The organism is Bradyrhizobium sp. URHC0002, assembly GCF_054059515.1.
The window spans coordinates 8026510-8042639 of sequence record NZ_JBSSCF010000001.1; the positions used below are offsets into that span (position 1 = coordinate 8026510).

Sequence of the window (16130 nt, forward strand, 5' to 3'; positions counted from 1 at the left end):
GTTTGAAGTTAGGAACTCGCTCGGGCGGATAAGGTTGACGAGGGCTTGAACCAATACATAGGGAGCCCGTCATGAATTCAACATCCCTCGCGCTCGTTGCGACCTTTCTCGCTTCTACTGCTTATGCGGCGGAAAAGCCCAGCCAGGCCTTTCTGAAAAAGGCTATCGAAGGCAATTTCGCTGAAGTGGAGATGGGCAAGCTGGCACAGCAGAACGGCCAGAATGACAACGTCAAGAAATTCGGCCAGACGTTGATTGATGATCATTCGGCTGCCAACCAGAAAGCGATGGATGCCGCCAGATCAATGGGGATGACTCCGCCGGACGGGCCAAACGCCAAGCAAAAAGCCGACTACAACAAGATGTCGAAAATGTCTGGAGCGCAGTTCGATCGCGATTTCGCGACGCACATGGTGATGGATCACGAAAAGGATATCGCGGAATACAAGAAGGGCGCCAAGCAGCCCGACGCCGCCGGCGAGTATGCCAAAGGCCAGATTGACGTTTTGCAGAGCCATCTGCAGGCAGCCAAATCCTTGAAGTCAACCAAGACGTCAAATCGCTAAAGGCCTCGCCATTTGTAATGAGCTGCGTCAATTCAACCGGGACGCGTCGATGCTCCGAGCGGAAAGGTTTCCGATCGGTCAGCGCAAGAGAGCCGTTCAGACAACCTCATCAAGGAGCCTCCAATGGCAGCGACCAAATCGCCGATCACACGCCGACGCGCACTGGCCGGAACGGCGGGCTTGGCCGGCTCTCTTGCCATGAACGTGGGTCAGGCAAAGGACAACGAGCAGCCTCAATCGGTGTACAATCCGCTCGATAAGTATCCTGCGCCTCCCTTCAAACGCCAGTCGCAACCGTGGCCCGGTCTCGCTTCGAGAATGGATCCACCGCCGGATCATGGAGAAAGAACCTATCGTGGTTCTGGCAGGCTCGCAGGTCGCAAGGCGCTCATAACCGGCGGCGATTCCGGCATGGGACGGGCGGCAGCGATCGCTTTTGCTCGCGAAGGCGCCGACGTGGCTATCAACTATTTTCCCACCGAGGAATCCGATGCGCAGGAAGTGATCTCCTACATCAAGGCTGAAGGCCGGATTGGCCTTGCGATCCCGGGTGATCTGCGCGACGAACGCTTTTGTGCGAAGCTGGTTGAGGACGCCCTGCAGGGGTTGGGAGGCCTCGACGTCATCGTCAGCAACGCTGCGCGCCAGCAGAGCCGCGAGTCCATTCTAGAAGTATCGAACGAGGACTTTGACGCAACAATGAAGACCAACGTCTACGCGCCGTTCTGGATCATCAAGTCCGCCCTCCCGCATCTCAAACCCGGCGCATGCATTATCGCGACGACGTCCGAGCAGGCATATGATCCTTCGGCAGAATTATACGATTATGCGCAGACCAAGGCGGCGACCATGAACTATGTGAAGTCGCTGGCAAAGCAGCTAGGCCCGAAAGGAATCCGCGTCAACGGCGTAGCGCCGGGCCCGATCTGGACGCCGTTGCAGGTTTCGGGGGGCGCCAGCATGGAGAAGCTCGAGAAGTTCGGCGGGCAAACGGTATTCAAACGCCCCGGACAACCGGCCGAACTGGCATCGATTTATGTTCAGCTCGCATCTGCGGATGCGACTTTTGCGACCGGCCAAATATATGGATCGTCAGGTGGCAACGGACAGCCTTGATTGCTCCGTGGTTGCCGCGACAGCAGCATAGCAGACTTCCGGCCGCGATTTCTTCGCGATTTCAGCCTTGCAGAAACTTAGTCTTGCAGCAGCGTGCGAGACGGCTCTTCGCTGAGAGCGCGCTTGATTTCGGACCGACCTGGCGTTTCGGTTTGCAGTACCTTTTCGAGATTCTTGGCGTACTTCTCGATCCGCTTGGGCGGCAGGAACGGCTCGTTCGGATCGATCAATGTTTCCAGCAGGACCGGACCGGCTTGAGAGAGCGCTTGATCCAGAGCCCGTCCGCACGCGTCGGGATCTTCGACACGGAAGCCCGGTATTCCGAACGCTTCTGCCACTTTCACAAAATCGATCAGCGTCAGATCGCATTGGTATTCCGGGTTGCCGAGGAACTGCATTTGTTCCCATTTGATCTGACCCAACGTATTGTTCTTCACCACGATGATCTTGATCGGGAGCTTGTAGCGAACCACGGTGGCGAGTTCGCCAAGCAGCATGCTGAGCCCGCCGTCCCCGGTAAAGGCTATCACCTGGCGATTGGGATGCGCCAGCGCGGCAGCAATCGCATAGGGCAGGCTGCAAGCCATCGTTGCCATTAGCCCGGAGCCAAAGAACAGTTGATCCGGCTTCGCATCAACATAGCGCGCGAGCAGCCCCGTGTTGTGGCCAGAGTCCCACGCTACGATCGCATCCGGCGCAAGCCGCTGGCCAAGTTCATAGGCGATGCGGCCCGGCTTCATCGGAGTTCCAACGCGCATGATCGCGGACTGCAATAGCTCACGCCAACTTTTCTTGCTCCCCTGAATATTCTCAAGGAACGAGCGGTTCGTTTTGCGCCGCAATTTCGGAAGCAGGAGTTCGAGCGTCGCCTGGGCATCGCCGACCAGCCCGACCTCGGTGGGAAACCGCAGGCCGATACGGACCGGATCACGATCGACCTGCACCCCCCGCGCCTGGCCGGGCTTCGGATAGTATTCCACGTAAGGAAAGGTCGAGCCAACAATCAGGAGCGCGTCACAGCGCTCCATGGCTTCCTGTGAAGGCCGGGTGCCCAAAAGTCCAATCCCGCCGGTCGTGAACGGATTCTCGTCCGGTACGACGGACTTTCCGAGCAGCGCCTTGACGATTGGGGCTGCCAGCACGTCAGCTACGCTCAGAAGCTCGCTACGCGCCGCTCTGGCGCCCTGCCCTGCAAGGATTGCGACGCGCTCCGCCGAATTCAGCAGATCTGCCGCACGTTCGATATCCTCGGCGCGTGGGACTCTACGTTCCTGCGCTGGCGCGAAACTGGCGTGGTGGGCGACATTGCGGGATGACGGCTTGGCTGAGGTTTCAGGCTCCTCCTGTACGTCGACCGGTATTGCCAGATGAGCCACCCCTCGCCCGGCCAATGCGGTCCTGCACGCGATGGTTACGATATTCTCGACATGCGCGGGGCTCATGACACGCGCACTGTACAGCGCGACGTCCTGGAACAACTTGGTATGGTCGACATCTTGCTGCGTGTATGTGTCGATCAGATCATGGTACGGCAACCCTGTGATCGCGATTACGGACGCGCCGTCCGCTGCCGCGTCATAGAGACCATTCAGGAGATGGATGCCGCCGGGGCCGGTCGTTGCGAGGCAACAGCCGAGCTGGCCGGTGATCTTGGCGTGCGCACAAGCCATCAGGGCTGAGGACTCCTCGTGCCGCACTTGCACGAACCGGAGACGATCCTGGCGAGTTCGGATCGCTTCCATCAGACCGTTGATACCGTCTCCGGGTAACCCGAAGATTGTGTCAACACCCCAAGCTATCAAACTTTCAATCAGGATGTCCGCGCCGTTTCGAGCCATCTTCACTTCCTTCAATCGATCATGACACGACTAAACCGATGCCTTTCCGTCGCGTGGATCACCGCGGTGGAGGAGATAACGCAGGCAACGAGGGGAGAAGATGGTTGTTCCTCGTTCTGCACCGGAAACGCATCACTTGAGTGGCTGAGACACCGGCACGTACAGCTACCGGATAACAATCCAGGGATATCCGGATTTCAATCGGCTTCACGAAAACGCGACAAGCCACATTTTGCACCGAGAGCAGCGCGGGGCCCGCCGACTGCGAATTGTCGTTTAGCCGACCTAGGAACCAGCATCGCAAGGCGCGGATGACATCGTTGAAGCCCGAGTCCGGGAGATCGGCGAAATGGAGAACCTGATAGCCAATCTTGAAGCCAAACCTGTTCCGGCCAACACCAGGGACTTGCCGCCGCGGCCGTCAAATTAAGATGCGTTGCGGCCCCGCGACCGAAGCCCCAAGAATTCACTCTTTCAACAAGGCGGGATGAACTCCAACGCGCTTCGTGCGTTCGATTTGGGTTGTCTCCAGGATTGTGCCGTGGACACCTCTTGCCCTGACAGCAACCTTCAACTGCTCGATCGCTATTGGCGTGCCGCGAACCTGCTGTCCGTGGGTCAAATCTATCTTTTGGACAATCCACTGCTGCGGGAGCCGCTGCGTCCGGATCATATCAAGCCGCGGCTGCTTGGCCACTGGGGCACGACACCAGGGCTGAATTTCATCTACGCCCACCTCAACCGCGCCATTAAAGCGCGCGATCTGAACATGATGTATGTCTGCGGCCCCGGCCACGGTGGGCCCGGTATGGTGGCGAATACTTATCTCGAAGGAACCTACTCTCAGATCTATCCGGATATCAGCCGCAACACCGACGGTCTACGAAAGCTATTTCGACAGTTCTCCTTCCCAGGCGGAATTCCCAGCCATGCAGCTCCAGAGACTCCCGGCTCGATCCACGAAGGTGGTGAACTCGGCTATGCGCTTGTTCACGCCTATGGGGCAGCTTTCGACAATCCGGATCTCGTTGTCGCCTGCGTGATCGGCGACGGCGAGGCGGAAACAGGCCCGCTGGCCGCTTCATGGCACTCGAACAAGTTTCTTAACCCGGGTCATGACGGCGCGGTTCTACCAATTCTGCATCTCAACGGATACAAGATCGCCAATCCGACCATCCTCGGCCGCCTCGACCATGATGAGCTGTTCAGCTTGCTGCGAGGCTACGGTCACGAGCCTCTCGCCGTTGAGGGCGACGAACCGGGTAAGATGCATCAGCAGATGGCGGAGGCTGTTGACGATGCCCTCGATCGCATCGCGACTATCCAGCACGGCGCCAGGAATGGCGGCCAGACAGGGAGGCCGCGTTGGCCGATGATCGTCCTTCGCAGCCCGAAAGGCTGGACCGGTCCGAAGGAGGTCGACGGCAAAAAAGTGGAAGGGTTCTGGCGTGCCCACCAAGTCCCCGTTGATGGAGTGAGAACCAATCCAGCCCACCTGGAGATCCTTAAAAACTGGATGCGCAGCTATCGGCCGGAGGAGCTCTTCGACGAAGAAGGGTGCCTGTTGCCGGAGCTGCAAGCCCTGGCCCCTGGTGGCGCACGCCGCATGGGGGCCAACCCACATGCCAATGGCGGACTGTTGAAACGTAAGCTCGAACTGCCAGACTATCGGACCCGCGCCGTGAAGGTGGTTTCGCCGGGCTCTGTGATGGCGGAAGCCACTCGCATCATGGGCGGATATCTACGTGACGTGATCGAGCTGAACGCCGAATCAAGGATATTCCGTCTGATGGGGCCGGATGAGACCGCATCTAATCGATTGGACGCCGTATTTGAGGTTACCGATCGGGTCTGGATGGAGCCGGTAGAATCCTACGATGATCACCTTTCCCGAGATGGCCGCGTTATGGAAGTTCTTAGTGAGCACCTGTGCCAGGGCTGGCTTGAAGGCTATCTCCTGACCGGGCGGCACGGTCTTTTCAACTGCTACGAAGCCTTCGTCCATATCGTCGATTCGATGTTCAACCAGCATGCAAAATGGCTCGAGGTTTCGCGCCGGCTGCCTTGGCGCCGTCCGATCGCATCACTCAACTATTTGCTCAGCTCGCACGTCTGGAGACAAGACCACAATGGTTTCAGCCATCAAGATCCTGGCTTTATCGATCTCGTCGCCAACAAGGATGCTGACATTGTTCGTATCTATTTTCCTCCAGATGCCAATAGTCTCCTCTGGATCACCGATCATTGTCTTCGAACCTACGACCGGATCAACGTCATCGTTGCGGGCAAGCAACCGGGGCCGCAATGGCTGACGATGGCTGAGGCGGAGGCGCACTGTGCCGCTGGCGTCGGTATTTGGCCGTGGGCCGGAACGGGAAAAGCCGGGGCTCCTGACGTGGTGATGGCGTGCGCTGGTGATGTCCCGACGGTGGAGACGCTGGGCGCCGTTGCTCTTTTGCGCGACGCGTTTCCCGATCTCGGAATCCGGGTGGTCAACGTTGTCGACCTCATGGCGCTGCAGCCGCGCGAGCAGCATCCGCACGGGCTTTCCGACAAGGACTTCGACAGGATATTTCCATCCGACAAGCCGGTAATATTCGCTTACCATGGCTATCCGCATATGATCCATCGCTTGACGTATAACCGCGCCAATCACGACAACATCCATGTTCACGGCTTTTGCGAGAAAGGCACGACGACGACGCCCTTTGACATGGCAGTCCTCAACGGGATCGATCGCTATCATCTGGCGATTGCGGCAATTGAACAAATCCCCGTTCTCGCCGACAGGGCACCTCCGCCCGGCAGTCGTTCCATGCCAAGTTGATCGAGCATCATCGCTACGTTCGCGAGCATGGCCAGGATATGCCGGAGGTCCAGGACTGGCATTGGCAGGGCAAAGACACGATCGACTGAGGGCGTATGGAATGTGATGCTCGTGCTCAATTCCGGTTCGTCGAGCGTCAAGTTCGCTGTTTATGAGGTAGGCAAACCGGCACCAGTGCTTCTGTTCCGGGGTATGTTGGACAGGCACACGCACGAAAGCCAGTTCGTGATCAAGGATGCGACCGGAAAGCCGGTCGTTGGCAGCGAATCGTCATCCGGCGATCTCAAAGCCGATCTCGCGACCACCCTGCTCGACCGCATCGAGCCGCTTCTCGAGGACAAGGAAGTGGTCGCCGTTGGACACAGAATCGTTCACGGCGGCCCGGATTTCTACGTCCCGGTGCGTATCAATGCCGAAATCATTCGAAAGCTGGAACGCTTGATACCTTTGGCACCGCTGCACCAGCCGGATGTCTCGGTCTCGTTCACAGCATCCAGTCGTCCCGGCCGAAGCTCTGCCAGGTCGCATGTTTCGATACCGCCTTCCATCACGAGCTTCACCCGATTTACCGTCGGTTTGCGCTGCCGCTCAGCTTCGAAGCAAGCGGAATTCGTCGCTACGGCTTTCATGGGCTTTCGTTCGAATACATTGCCCGGCAGTTGAACCAGCCGAACCGCCGCGTGGTGGTAGCTCACCTTGGAAGCGGCTGCAGCCTTTGCGCGATCTATAAGGGAAAAGCATCAACACAACCATGAGCCTCACGCCGCTGGATGGCCTCATGATGGCAACAAGAAGCGGCGCGGTCGATCCCGGAGTCATTCTGTATCTGCAGCGATCCGGGGGCCTGTCCCTGCCCGAAATTGAAGACCTTCTCTATGCAAAGTCAGGGCTGCTTGGCGTATCTGATATTTCTGCTGATATGCGGACACTTGTTGCGAGCGAGGATGAAAGAGCGAGGCAAGCGGTCAACCAGTTCTGTGCGCGCATCGCTGAGCAAATCGCCGCGATGGCGACTGCGATGAACGGAATGGACATGCTTGTCTTCACGGGTGGGATCGGCGAAAACAGTCGCGAGATCCGCAGGAACGTATGCGCACGATTGGAGTGGCTCGGCGTCTCGGCTGATGAAGCAAACACCGGAGCGATCGGTCAAATCGAAGTCTGTTCAATGCCGACTGACGAAGAATTCGTTATTGCCCTTCACACGATTGATGTCATGAGCTGACCTCATCCGGTCTCCGCACATGTGTTTATTCCTCAGGCACCTGCGGCTACGACCCTCATCGGGCCTACTGAGGCGGCTTCGCAGTTGGCGCCATCCTTCAAGCGGCTCTGTCGACCTGTTGACGGTCTGCCCGGAGGCGCCTGCGAGTGCTACGAAACGGTGAGGGAACAATACGAACAGCTGCTGGCCGCCCACCCGCTGAGCAATACTGCTGATTGTCCAGTTAGCGACCTTTGCTCCGGCTAAGACCCAAGTCGCGGAGTTTCCCGGTCAGCCGTCAGCCGTTCCGCAAGCTAAGTCGAGCTCCGGACAGACGGATCGGAGAAAGGCCTTCAGTTTGTCCTCCGGGAGAGATCGATGGCATCTTTGGGTCTGCCGCATTGGCTGATGATAGCAGGAGCCCTTCTTGTCCTATTCGGGCTCATCGGTTTTGCCTTGAGCCGGAACAAGGCGGTCGAAACTGATCCTGCGCCCGTTCCAAGCGACACAAACAAATCAGGATCTGCTGCGCATGCGGCTGAGAACCTGAACGCGGACGGCCCGTCAACTTAACGGCTTCTGCGCGAGACAATTGCTACTCTTGGGGCATCGGCGACCTGGAGAGACCACGCCACATAAACGATGCGGCGCCCAGCTTCACGTTAACCTATGTGAGCCTGTGGCCGCACCGGCTTGTTAACCCCCCGGAACGGCAGCATCAAGCTTAACAAGCGGATTTAGTTGCGAGCACCCTGAACGCACCTGCGTGGCGGCAGATCGCGCAGGTGGCGAATAGTCCCGCCTGGGTACTGTCCGATTAGGGCCGCTTCCATCGCGCCCTGGAGGCGGCCCGCCCATATGGCATGGGCGTTGCAAAGCAATTATCGACTGAGATTTCTTGGCTCAGTTCGAGACAAGGCGCCGCCGGGACAGTTGCATTTCGAGCCTGGCGGCGAATTTTTGGCACATCCCTCAGCATCATTTCCGCATGCCCGGTCGTCACGGCTCGCACCGCAGCCGAGTGCGAAACAGGCTTGATGACTAGCCAGGGATGGTACTCGCATTCGGCTGGTCACTCGGATCGACGCTTTCACTTTCCGCATCCAGCTCAATCTCGGCCTGACGCCAAAACTCGTTGGCCTTGCCCTCCGGCCGCCCCGCTTTGTCCCAAAGCTGATGGGCGTAGTTCCGGATCTGCTCGTCTGGGTATTTGCTCATATGCTCCTCCGTAAGAAGCACGGTCTCGCCCCGGGAGCTTGGGGGTTTGAGGGGAGACCGTGCCCAGGCCAGCGTTAACCGGAAAGCCGACCCGCCAGACCAATTCCGATCCCGATAGGCTGGTTCCTTTGGACGAGTCTTGCCACAAGCTCGCGTCCACCTGTCTGCTTAACGCCGAATGAAAGACCGAAGCCGGGCTGATTGGAATTCCGCAGGGCAACGCGATGCCGCATCCAGGTCGAGGCGCGTGGCCTGGATCTGTCCGCTCCCCGACACAGCGACGTAGCAAATCGCATCGTCGGCAAATCCTGAGGAACGATGCATGGGCCGAGTTGTTGGCGGCCCGTGAGCGTCGATTCTCACCGACCCACGTGCAGCCTCCTGCACCATGGGTCGCCTCCCGTGCATGACTTGCGCCGCTGTGCCTTCTGGGCGCAGCGGTCTTTTTCCAGAGCCGCAGTGATGGATTTGGTCACGACGTTAAATCACCTGCAGAAAGCCCGCAAAATCGTCGCAGATGGTCAGCGGGATTTGACATCTCAACGCAACCTAGTCGACAGGATGGAGCAAAACGGCATCGTAGACTTGGGAGACCTTCTTCTCCTTGAGCAGCTTGAAGCGATGCAATGCGGATATATCAAGCATCTGGACAAGCTGGAGCACCGGCTGCTGGAGCAGCTCCGGCTTGAATGACGCGAAGCCCGGAACGCCGCGTCCGAGGGGGCATTCTCGGATCGCGACGCCAGAGCCGGCAGTGAGCCTAGGAGACTACCAGCCCTGACGCCGATGTAAGTGCGGGTCCTCGGATGGCAATGAACGTTTCTAAAACGTAATTCAATCGTTCGGCTCTCCACCGGCATCGGTTCACCCGCCGGAAGAAATAGGAACGTAGGCGGGTACTTCGTGTTGGAAGGTCTGAGAGTCCGGTCCACTCTCAGCCATCGTCTCGGTCGCGGGTTCACGGCCCTACCAACCGTGATGCTCGAGAGGCCGCTGAGTGTCCCCTGTGCTCAGCGGTCTTTTCTCGCCTCAGTGAATACAATTTGCGACGGACAGGAGAACTCGCGAAGCCACTTCGATGTGCCGGTGAGTAACGAGGGAACGCACAAAACGCTGTAAAGCAAATTAGTCCGCGCACCCCACCATGACCATCCGTGAAGCTGGACCGTGCAGCCGCTCTACACGGGGGTTTGTCCATGCGGACGTACCGCGTAAAAGATCTACTAATCCCCGTGGTGCCGGTTCGTCGGAGCGCACATTGCTGGCTCATCCGCTTGTTGCCCAACTTTTTGTGTCGTTTGGCCTTCAACAATTTACCCACAAGTGATGCTCAGGTTATTCATGCCAGCGACGTGGCAGGTATCTGAGCACTGGTCGTCCACATGCCACATTACTTTTTCGGCCGCCGTGCGGTATCTTTGTTCAGAGGACCCATTCGTGGCTTACGCAGTCCCTCCGGCAATGGGTAGCCTTCCGGACCGGGTGACGGCTCGGGTCGAACATCCGCACCCCATTGTGCCTTCTGCTGCGGCGTCGCCGTATCCTTCACCTGCGGCGGCTGGGGCTTGCCAAACTCGTTTATGCGATCGTAGGTGCCGCCTCGCGTGTCTCTGAAATCGCTCATGGTATCTCCTTCCGCCCAACGGAGCGGAAGGCGCTTGGTTCCTACCGCTCACGGAACCACAAAAAATACGGAAGCGAGGATCGACAATCCCATGACCAGGGCAAATCCGATCAGCCACCAAGCATGACCGATGCCCGCATTTCGTTGCCTTCCTGAATTTGGCCGCGCGCGGACCTCGTGTGCAGCAGCCAATCGAACCTGGGATGCGCTGTTCGGGGTTCCTCCCGCCTCGTCATCCGTTCCGAGGGGAGCGGCGGCGGGATCGCTCGCATCCACCTTGTCGCCGGCGTTACCTTGATCGATCGCGATGCGCAATTGTTCAGCGGTTTCGATCGGCGTGTCCGGCTCAAGTCTATAACCGGCCGGCGGGGAAGAACTCGATGCTCGTTTATCGCAGATGAGTTTGGTCATGCACAACAACCAAATCCTGGTCCGAGGGTTGCAAGCATCAATATCGTCAAGCAGCGCCGCTTTGAAAAACGCCCGTGCGCATTGTCGTTGACGGACCTGCGGAACTGCCCACTGGAAACAGAGCTGCCCATTCGGGCTGGTGCGAGCGGCACACAGGAACTCTTGTGTTCGGTCCTCTTCTTGAGGGTAAGTAGAAGGGCGGATGCGCGACAGTAACAACCTGAACCGGCAGGACTCCCTGCCGGGGGGAAATGATATTGGCTGGCTTTGCGGTGATTGCAGTTATTGCCGCTTGTTTACGCTGATCCTACGATGGCGGGGACCGAAAAGCCAACATGTACAGGCGGCCGTGGGTTCATCAACTCACGCGTCGAGTGCACCTACGGCATCCTCTACAAACTGAATGATTGGGCCAGCAGCTTACTTGCGCTCGGCCAGTTGCTCTTTCAGATCATCAATGAAGTGCTGCGCGCCCTCTTGTGTCAAAAGTTCACCCGACTTGTCCGGCACGTCCGCTTTCTGACATAGGGTCTTGAGCTCGTCCCGTTGAGCTTCAGTCATCATCGGCTCGTTCACCGGTGTCCTCCTAAGTTACATTTGCCTTTTCGCGCATTTCGTCGACAAGCTTGGACGCCTCGGCTTTGGTCAATTCGTCGTCAAACGACTCGGGCGCACCAGCCTGCTCGCACAATGTCTTCAAATAGGACGCTTGGGCGCCGGTCATCGGGTCGTTGCCGGACACCCACTGATCGGGATCCTTTTGCGTGTTGTTGGTCGGTTCAGTTTTCGGATTGCTCATGGCCACGCTCCTTTCGAAAGAGGTAACGCCTTTGTTCTCTTCATGTTCCTCCACGGGCATTGCGGTTCACGCCGGCCGTCCTTCCGGGCTCCAGGGACGCCAGCCCCGCGCCGCCGCAACAGCGCTGGTCGATGGAGGAAATGACGCCGCCGGTCGAAGTCGGTAACGCAGGAGTAGTCAGTTAACCGGTGTTCATACCGGCCAGAACCTAGCAGTCTGCTGAAAAACCTTAGCAACAGCGGGTTTCTTGTTCTTGCCGGTCGTTGTCGAGGCGGCGCAGTGAGTTGGATGTGAATTTGCAGCCTGGTGTTGGGGCATCCCGACACCGGGTGGCTAAGCGGCTTAGTAGTTACTACAGGTAGAAAATGTCGGTGCATCGGAGTGAAGCTCGACATAGCTGCTGCGCGCGAAACTGTGTTTGAACTTTAAGTCCATTACCAGACAGACGGGACGGCTATCCCGGTCTAGACTGCTACAAAGGAGTTTGCCATGCGCCGCTTCTACTTTCATTTGATTAGAGGCACCGAGCGAGTGCCTGAGGAGGAAGGGGAGTACCTCAGAGACGATCGAAGCCAGGCAGGTAGCGGTACGTTCTGCTAGGGAGATTTTGGCTAACGCCATTCGGCACGGCAGGAACTTGGTACCTAAGGCGTTCGTTATCAGCGACGAACAGGGTGAAACGATTGACATCGTCCACGTGCCCCAGATGCCAGAGCTTTTCGAGGAGCCGCGCCCTTGAGCGGCAAGTCGTGAAGGGAGCAGCGTTATCCATTGCGCTGCCATAGAGGCAGGACCTAGTCCGAAAGGCCCAGTTCATGGTCTGTCATAGACTATGCCCAACAATTCGCGATAATTTTCCTTGACAGCCTTATAGCACTCGCAGGCGCTGTCTTTCAGACCTTCAACGTCCAAAATATTAATTTTGCCGCGGCTGTATTTGATCATGCCGGCGGCCTGAAGTGTGTGCGCAACCGTGGTCACGCTGGTTCGCCGCACTCCCAGCATTTCGGCTAAAAATTCCTGGGTAAAGGGCAGATCGTCACTCCCTGACAAATCCCGCGCTCGCAACATCCATCGGCAGAGCCGGGCTTCAATGTCGTGGTTTGCCATACAGGCCGTCGATTGCTGGGCTTGCGCGAACAGCGTCTGCTCATGGCGCATGACGAGGGAAATAACCCGTTCAGATTGCATGGCCACGCTTTTGAATGTAGCCGGATCGCAAACGAAAGCATCGCCTCCGAGCTGGACGATCCCCCGGCTCATTGCGATCCTTCCATCCAGGGCCGAGGCGATGCCAACCGCTCCGTCTCTGCCAACCATTGCAGCCTCGGTCATCTCGCCAGCTTCGAGGGTGATGACGAGGGATATGACGGCGGTTATCGGGAAATATACTGCATTGATGCTGCTGCCGGCCTCAAATAGTACTGTCTTCTGCGGAAGGTGTACGAATTTGAGATGAGGACGGATTGAGGCTGCGTCGCTTTCCGGCAGTGAGGATAGAATGGCGTTGCGTTCAACCATCGGACACGCTCCCGCTTTGCGCGAATGCAGCAATCCCAATTGCCAACGCCGATGCTGCGATGAGACTTCCTTACGACCGTCAGGGAGTGTTGGTCCGTCGGGTAGATGACTCTTCTGGGTTGTTTGTTTCGATTTTGCCCGGATTTTTGAGGAGGACGGTTCGCTATGCCAAGCTAGGCGGCGGGCCCAGCAGCTTGCCGTATTGGTCCTTGACCGCCTCGTAGCATTCGCAGACGCCTTCGCGCAGGCCTTCAACATCGATTATTTCGATTTTGCCGCGCGAGTACTTAATCATTCCGGCTTCCTGCAGAGTGCGCGCCACCGTGGTCACGCTGGTACGCTGGACACCTAGCATTTCGGCTAAAAACTCTTGCGTGAAAGGAAGCTTGTTGCTTCCTGACAAATCCCGTGCGCGCAGCAGCCAGCGGCAGAGCCGGGCCTCAACTTCATGGTGGGCCATGCATGCCGTCGATTGTTGCGCTTGAGCAAATAGTGTTTGTTCATGCCGCATGACCAGCGCGATTAGACGCTCCGACTGCAACGCTGCGCTCCTGAATGCCGCCTGCTCACAGACCATTGCATTGCCCCCCAACTGGACGATCGCTCGGCTCATCGCGACTTTCCCATCCAGTGCGGAAGAGATGCCAACGGCGCCATCTCGACCCACCATTGCGGCCTCGGTCATCTCGCCGCTTGCAAACGTGAGGACGAGAGAGATGACCGCCGTTGTCGGAAAGTACACCGCGCTGATCGTGTCGCCGGCTTCAAACAGCACTGTTTTCTGCTCGAGATGAGTGGCCTTGAGATGCGGTCGCAAAGCGGCTGCGTCGCTCTCAGCGAGGGATGTGAGTATCGCGTTGGATTGCAGCATCTGTACACTCCCGTTTGACAGGCGGGAGTGCAAGAACTCTCAGTTACCGACGCCCCTTATAGTGGCCGGCAATGGTGTAATCTAACACAAAGCACGCGTAAATTAAGTTGGGTACCTTACTTAGGGCTCCCTTTTTTGTGCTCTAGCGGCGACAAAGGCGCGCGCCGGTCAGGAGGCAATGGACAAGTAGTTAACGGCTATTTCCTTCCCTTGTCTGTTCGGTACCTGACAAAATGAGATCACCGCAGTTATGCGCTTCCTCAGGATCACCTGCTCACTCAAAGCTAAGCCTCATTCGATTGTTCGCGCGGTGGGGAGCGCCGACCGCTGGATCAGGTTCCTCATCGCCAGCCGTCCGGCCCGAAGGTTCCTGCGAGCGCAATCATCTCGCCAGCAGATCGGGGCCGCGCATCGCCTTGCGCCTGAGCCAATGCTGCTAACGCCGTGGCGCGGAGCTGCGCAGGATGCGTCAATTCCCAGTGGCCGCGCAGCGGCGAGTCTGCAGGGCCTGCCCATGGTCTAAAAGGCAAGTGTCTCATGCCAAACTTGCTGAGATGCGCCCAGTTGGGAATTCATATCCAGATCAACATGCTTTTTGTGTGGAGCATCGGGATGCCACCCAACAATTGCGAACATCACGAGGAAGCCAACGATATACGACACTACGACAAACCAGCCGTGCCGCAGCCACAGTCCGACAGACTTGGCCTCCGGATAGAGATTGGAGATCGCGACGCCCGCAGAAGAGCCGAACCAAATCATCGAACCGCCGAAGCCCACGGTGTAGGCAAGGAAGCCCCAGTCGTAGCCGCCCTGCTTGAGCGCAAGCGCTGTCAACGGAATGTTGTCAAACACGGAGGACAGGAACCCGAGCCCCAACGCAGTTTTCCATGAGGCCACCGGCAATTCTTCGACCGGCATGAAGGACGCATTGGTGACAAGCGCCAGGAGGAAGACCGTACCCTTGAACGTTTCCGGCATGATCGCCCAATCAGGCCGACGAAGCGGCGTGGTTGCCAGAATGACGATCCAAACTGCAAGACCGATCACGGGGATGGCATCGAGCACCGTCGGAAATTTCAGGTTGGCAGTGACATTGGCCACGATGGCGATGGTTAGGATCGCGACTACAATTGCTACGTAAGGCCATTCGATGTGCAGGCCACGAGGCGCATCCTTTTCAATTGGTGAATAGCGGTGCTGCAAGAGCGAAGCTGGTATCCCGTAGATCAGGAAGCCAGCGACGGCTGCGACGTAGGCCTCGACGACGCGCAGCGGGCTAATGCCATCAATCCACATCATCGTGGTGGTGGTATCACCCACGACGCTGCCTGAACCTCCTGCATTGGCGGCTGCAACAATGGCGGCAAGGTAACCGATATGTACTTTGCCCTTGAACACGTGCCGCGCCATTGTGCCGCCGATAAGAGCAGCGGCAATATTATCGAGGAAAGCCGACATCACAAATACAGTCACAAGCAGAACTAAGCCACCGCTCCAGCCATCTGGCAAGAACGCGGGCATAGCATCCGGAATTCGACTTTTCTCGAAATGACGCGACAGGATAGCGAAGCCCATCAGCAGCAAAAACAAGTTCGCGAGGATCACCCATTCGTGCTGAAGCTGGAGCATCAGGCCCGTCAGGCTTTCGCCCTGTCGGAATCCCGTAAAAAGAAGCTTATGAAGTGTAACGGCCACAAGCCCAGTCAGCGCCACCTCAAGTGTCCTGTGGTGGAACACCGCTACACCCAGCAACGTCAGGCCGAACAAAATGAATTCAACCGGGATGCCAACCAGGTAGATGGGCTGTGCTGAGTAAACGCCGGTCGTGGATGCTGCTTCGGCTGGGGTTGCGAATAGGACACCTGCGACGGCAGCTGCGGCAGCAGTAAGCAGCAGTGGCACGTCCACGTGGGATCGGGGCAGGTCCTTGAGTGACAGTGAATCATCCATTGGGCGCACGCCTTTCGCGTGGCGGCCCGACCATCGCTTGACCTGTCACCGCAAATGCAGCGAACACCCGAAATCCGTTCTAAACAGCCACGACAAGAAGGCAACCTTATTTCAAAAGGTCAGTAGGATATGTGAACGGACTTCGACAGCCGGGTCATTGCTTATATAGTGCCTGGGTGGCC

General features: G+C 57.8%; 12 protein-coding genes and 3 pseudogenes. 6 read left to right on the forward strand and 9 right to left on the reverse strand.

The window, feature by feature from the left end; translation table 11 throughout:
- Positions 1–71 precede the first annotated feature (71 nt).
- Both ACVWVY_RS38685 and ACVWVY_RS38690 read left to right on the forward strand, forming a co-directional pair.
- The gene (locus ACVWVY_RS38685) at positions 72–566 is read left to right on the forward strand and encodes a DUF4142 domain-containing protein (RefSeq protein WP_456631319.1); all 495 of its coding nucleotides are present in this window, start codon (positions 72–74) and stop codon (positions 564–566) included.
- 198 nt (positions 567–764) lie between these two features.
- The gene (locus ACVWVY_RS38690) at positions 765–1682 is read left to right on the forward strand and encodes an SDR family oxidoreductase (RefSeq protein WP_456632422.1); all 918 of its coding nucleotides are present in this window, start codon (positions 765–767) and stop codon (positions 1680–1682) included.
- A gap of 77 nt (positions 1683–1759) precedes the next feature.
- Here ACVWVY_RS38690 and ACVWVY_RS38695 read toward each other — a convergent pair whose 3' ends face one another.
- The gene (locus tag ACVWVY_RS38695) at positions 1760–3526 is read right to left on the reverse strand and encodes a thiamine pyrophosphate-dependent enzyme (protein ID WP_456632423.1); all 1767 of its coding nucleotides are present in this window, start codon (positions 3524–3526) and stop codon (positions 1760–1762) included.
- Positions 3527–4061: 535 nt separating this feature from the next.
- Between ACVWVY_RS38695 and ACVWVY_RS38700 the strand changes: the two are divergent.
- The 3 pseudogenes from ACVWVY_RS38700 (at position 4062) to ACVWVY_RS38710 (ending at position 7572) form a co-directional block, all read left to right on the forward strand.
- A pseudogene (locus ACVWVY_RS38700) lies at positions 4062–6436 on the forward strand (phosphoketolase family protein).
- A gap of 16 nt (positions 6437–6452) precedes the next feature.
- Positions 6453–6755: pseudogene (locus ACVWVY_RS38705) on the forward strand (acetate/propionate family kinase); the annotation flags it as partial.
- A gap of 83 nt (positions 6756–6838) precedes the next feature.
- Positions 6839–7572: pseudogene (locus ACVWVY_RS38710) on the forward strand (acetate/propionate family kinase).
- Positions 7573–8592: 1020 nt separating this feature from the next.
- On the opposite strand, the gene ACVWVY_RS38715 reads toward ACVWVY_RS38710, so the two are convergent.
- Positions 8593–8769 (reverse strand): DUF2934 domain-containing protein, encoded by a 177-nt coding sequence (locus ACVWVY_RS38715; protein ID WP_456631320.1) that lies wholly within the window; start codon positions 8767–8769, stop codon positions 8593–8595.
- 462 nt (positions 8770–9231) lie between these two features.
- Here ACVWVY_RS38715 and ACVWVY_RS38720 point away from each other — a divergent pair, with 462 nt between their 5' ends.
- Entirely contained in the window at positions 9232–9462 is a 231-nt protein-coding gene (locus ACVWVY_RS38720) for a hypothetical protein (protein ID WP_456631321.1), read from the forward strand.
- A 697-nt stretch (positions 9463–10159) separates the two neighbouring features.
- Here ACVWVY_RS38720 and ACVWVY_RS38725 read toward each other — a convergent pair.
- The 7 genes from ACVWVY_RS38725 to ACVWVY_RS38755 form a co-directional block, all read right to left on the reverse strand.
- Positions 10160–10393 (reverse strand): hypothetical protein, encoded by a 234-nt coding sequence (locus ACVWVY_RS38725; RefSeq protein ID WP_456631322.1) that lies wholly within the window; start codon positions 10391–10393, stop codon positions 10160–10162.
- A 48-nt stretch (positions 10394–10441) separates the two neighbouring features.
- Positions 10442–10804 carry a hypothetical protein gene (locus ACVWVY_RS38730; protein ID WP_456631323.1) on the reverse strand — a complete coding sequence of 121 codons (363 nt, stop codon included), beginning with the start codon at positions 10802–10804 and terminating at the stop codon, positions 10442–10444.
- 420 nt (positions 10805–11224) lie between these two features.
- Positions 11225–11380 (reverse strand): DUF3072 domain-containing protein, encoded by a 156-nt coding sequence (locus ACVWVY_RS38735; protein WP_456631324.1) that lies wholly within the window; start codon positions 11378–11380, stop codon positions 11225–11227.
- 10 nt (positions 11381–11390) lie between these two features.
- Positions 11391–11663 (reverse strand): DUF3072 domain-containing protein, encoded by a 273-nt coding sequence (locus ACVWVY_RS38740; RefSeq protein ID WP_456631325.1) that lies wholly within the window; start codon positions 11661–11663, stop codon positions 11391–11393.
- Positions 11664–12416: 753 nt separating this feature from the next.
- Positions 12417–13124: a Crp/Fnr family transcriptional regulator gene (locus tag ACVWVY_RS38745; protein ID WP_456631326.1), complete on the reverse strand. Its 708-nt coding sequence runs from the start codon at positions 13122–13124 to the stop codon at positions 12417–12419.
- A 163-nt stretch (positions 13125–13287) separates the two neighbouring features.
- Positions 13288–13995: a Crp/Fnr family transcriptional regulator gene (locus ACVWVY_RS38750; protein ID WP_456631327.1), complete on the reverse strand. Its 708-nt coding sequence runs from the start codon at positions 13993–13995 to the stop codon at positions 13288–13290.
- A 519-nt stretch (positions 13996–14514) separates the two neighbouring features.
- Positions 14515–15948 (reverse strand): citrate transporter, encoded by a 1434-nt coding sequence (locus ACVWVY_RS38755; RefSeq protein WP_456631328.1) that lies wholly within the window; start codon positions 15946–15948, stop codon positions 14515–14517.
- Positions 15949–16130: the final 182 nt, after the last annotated feature.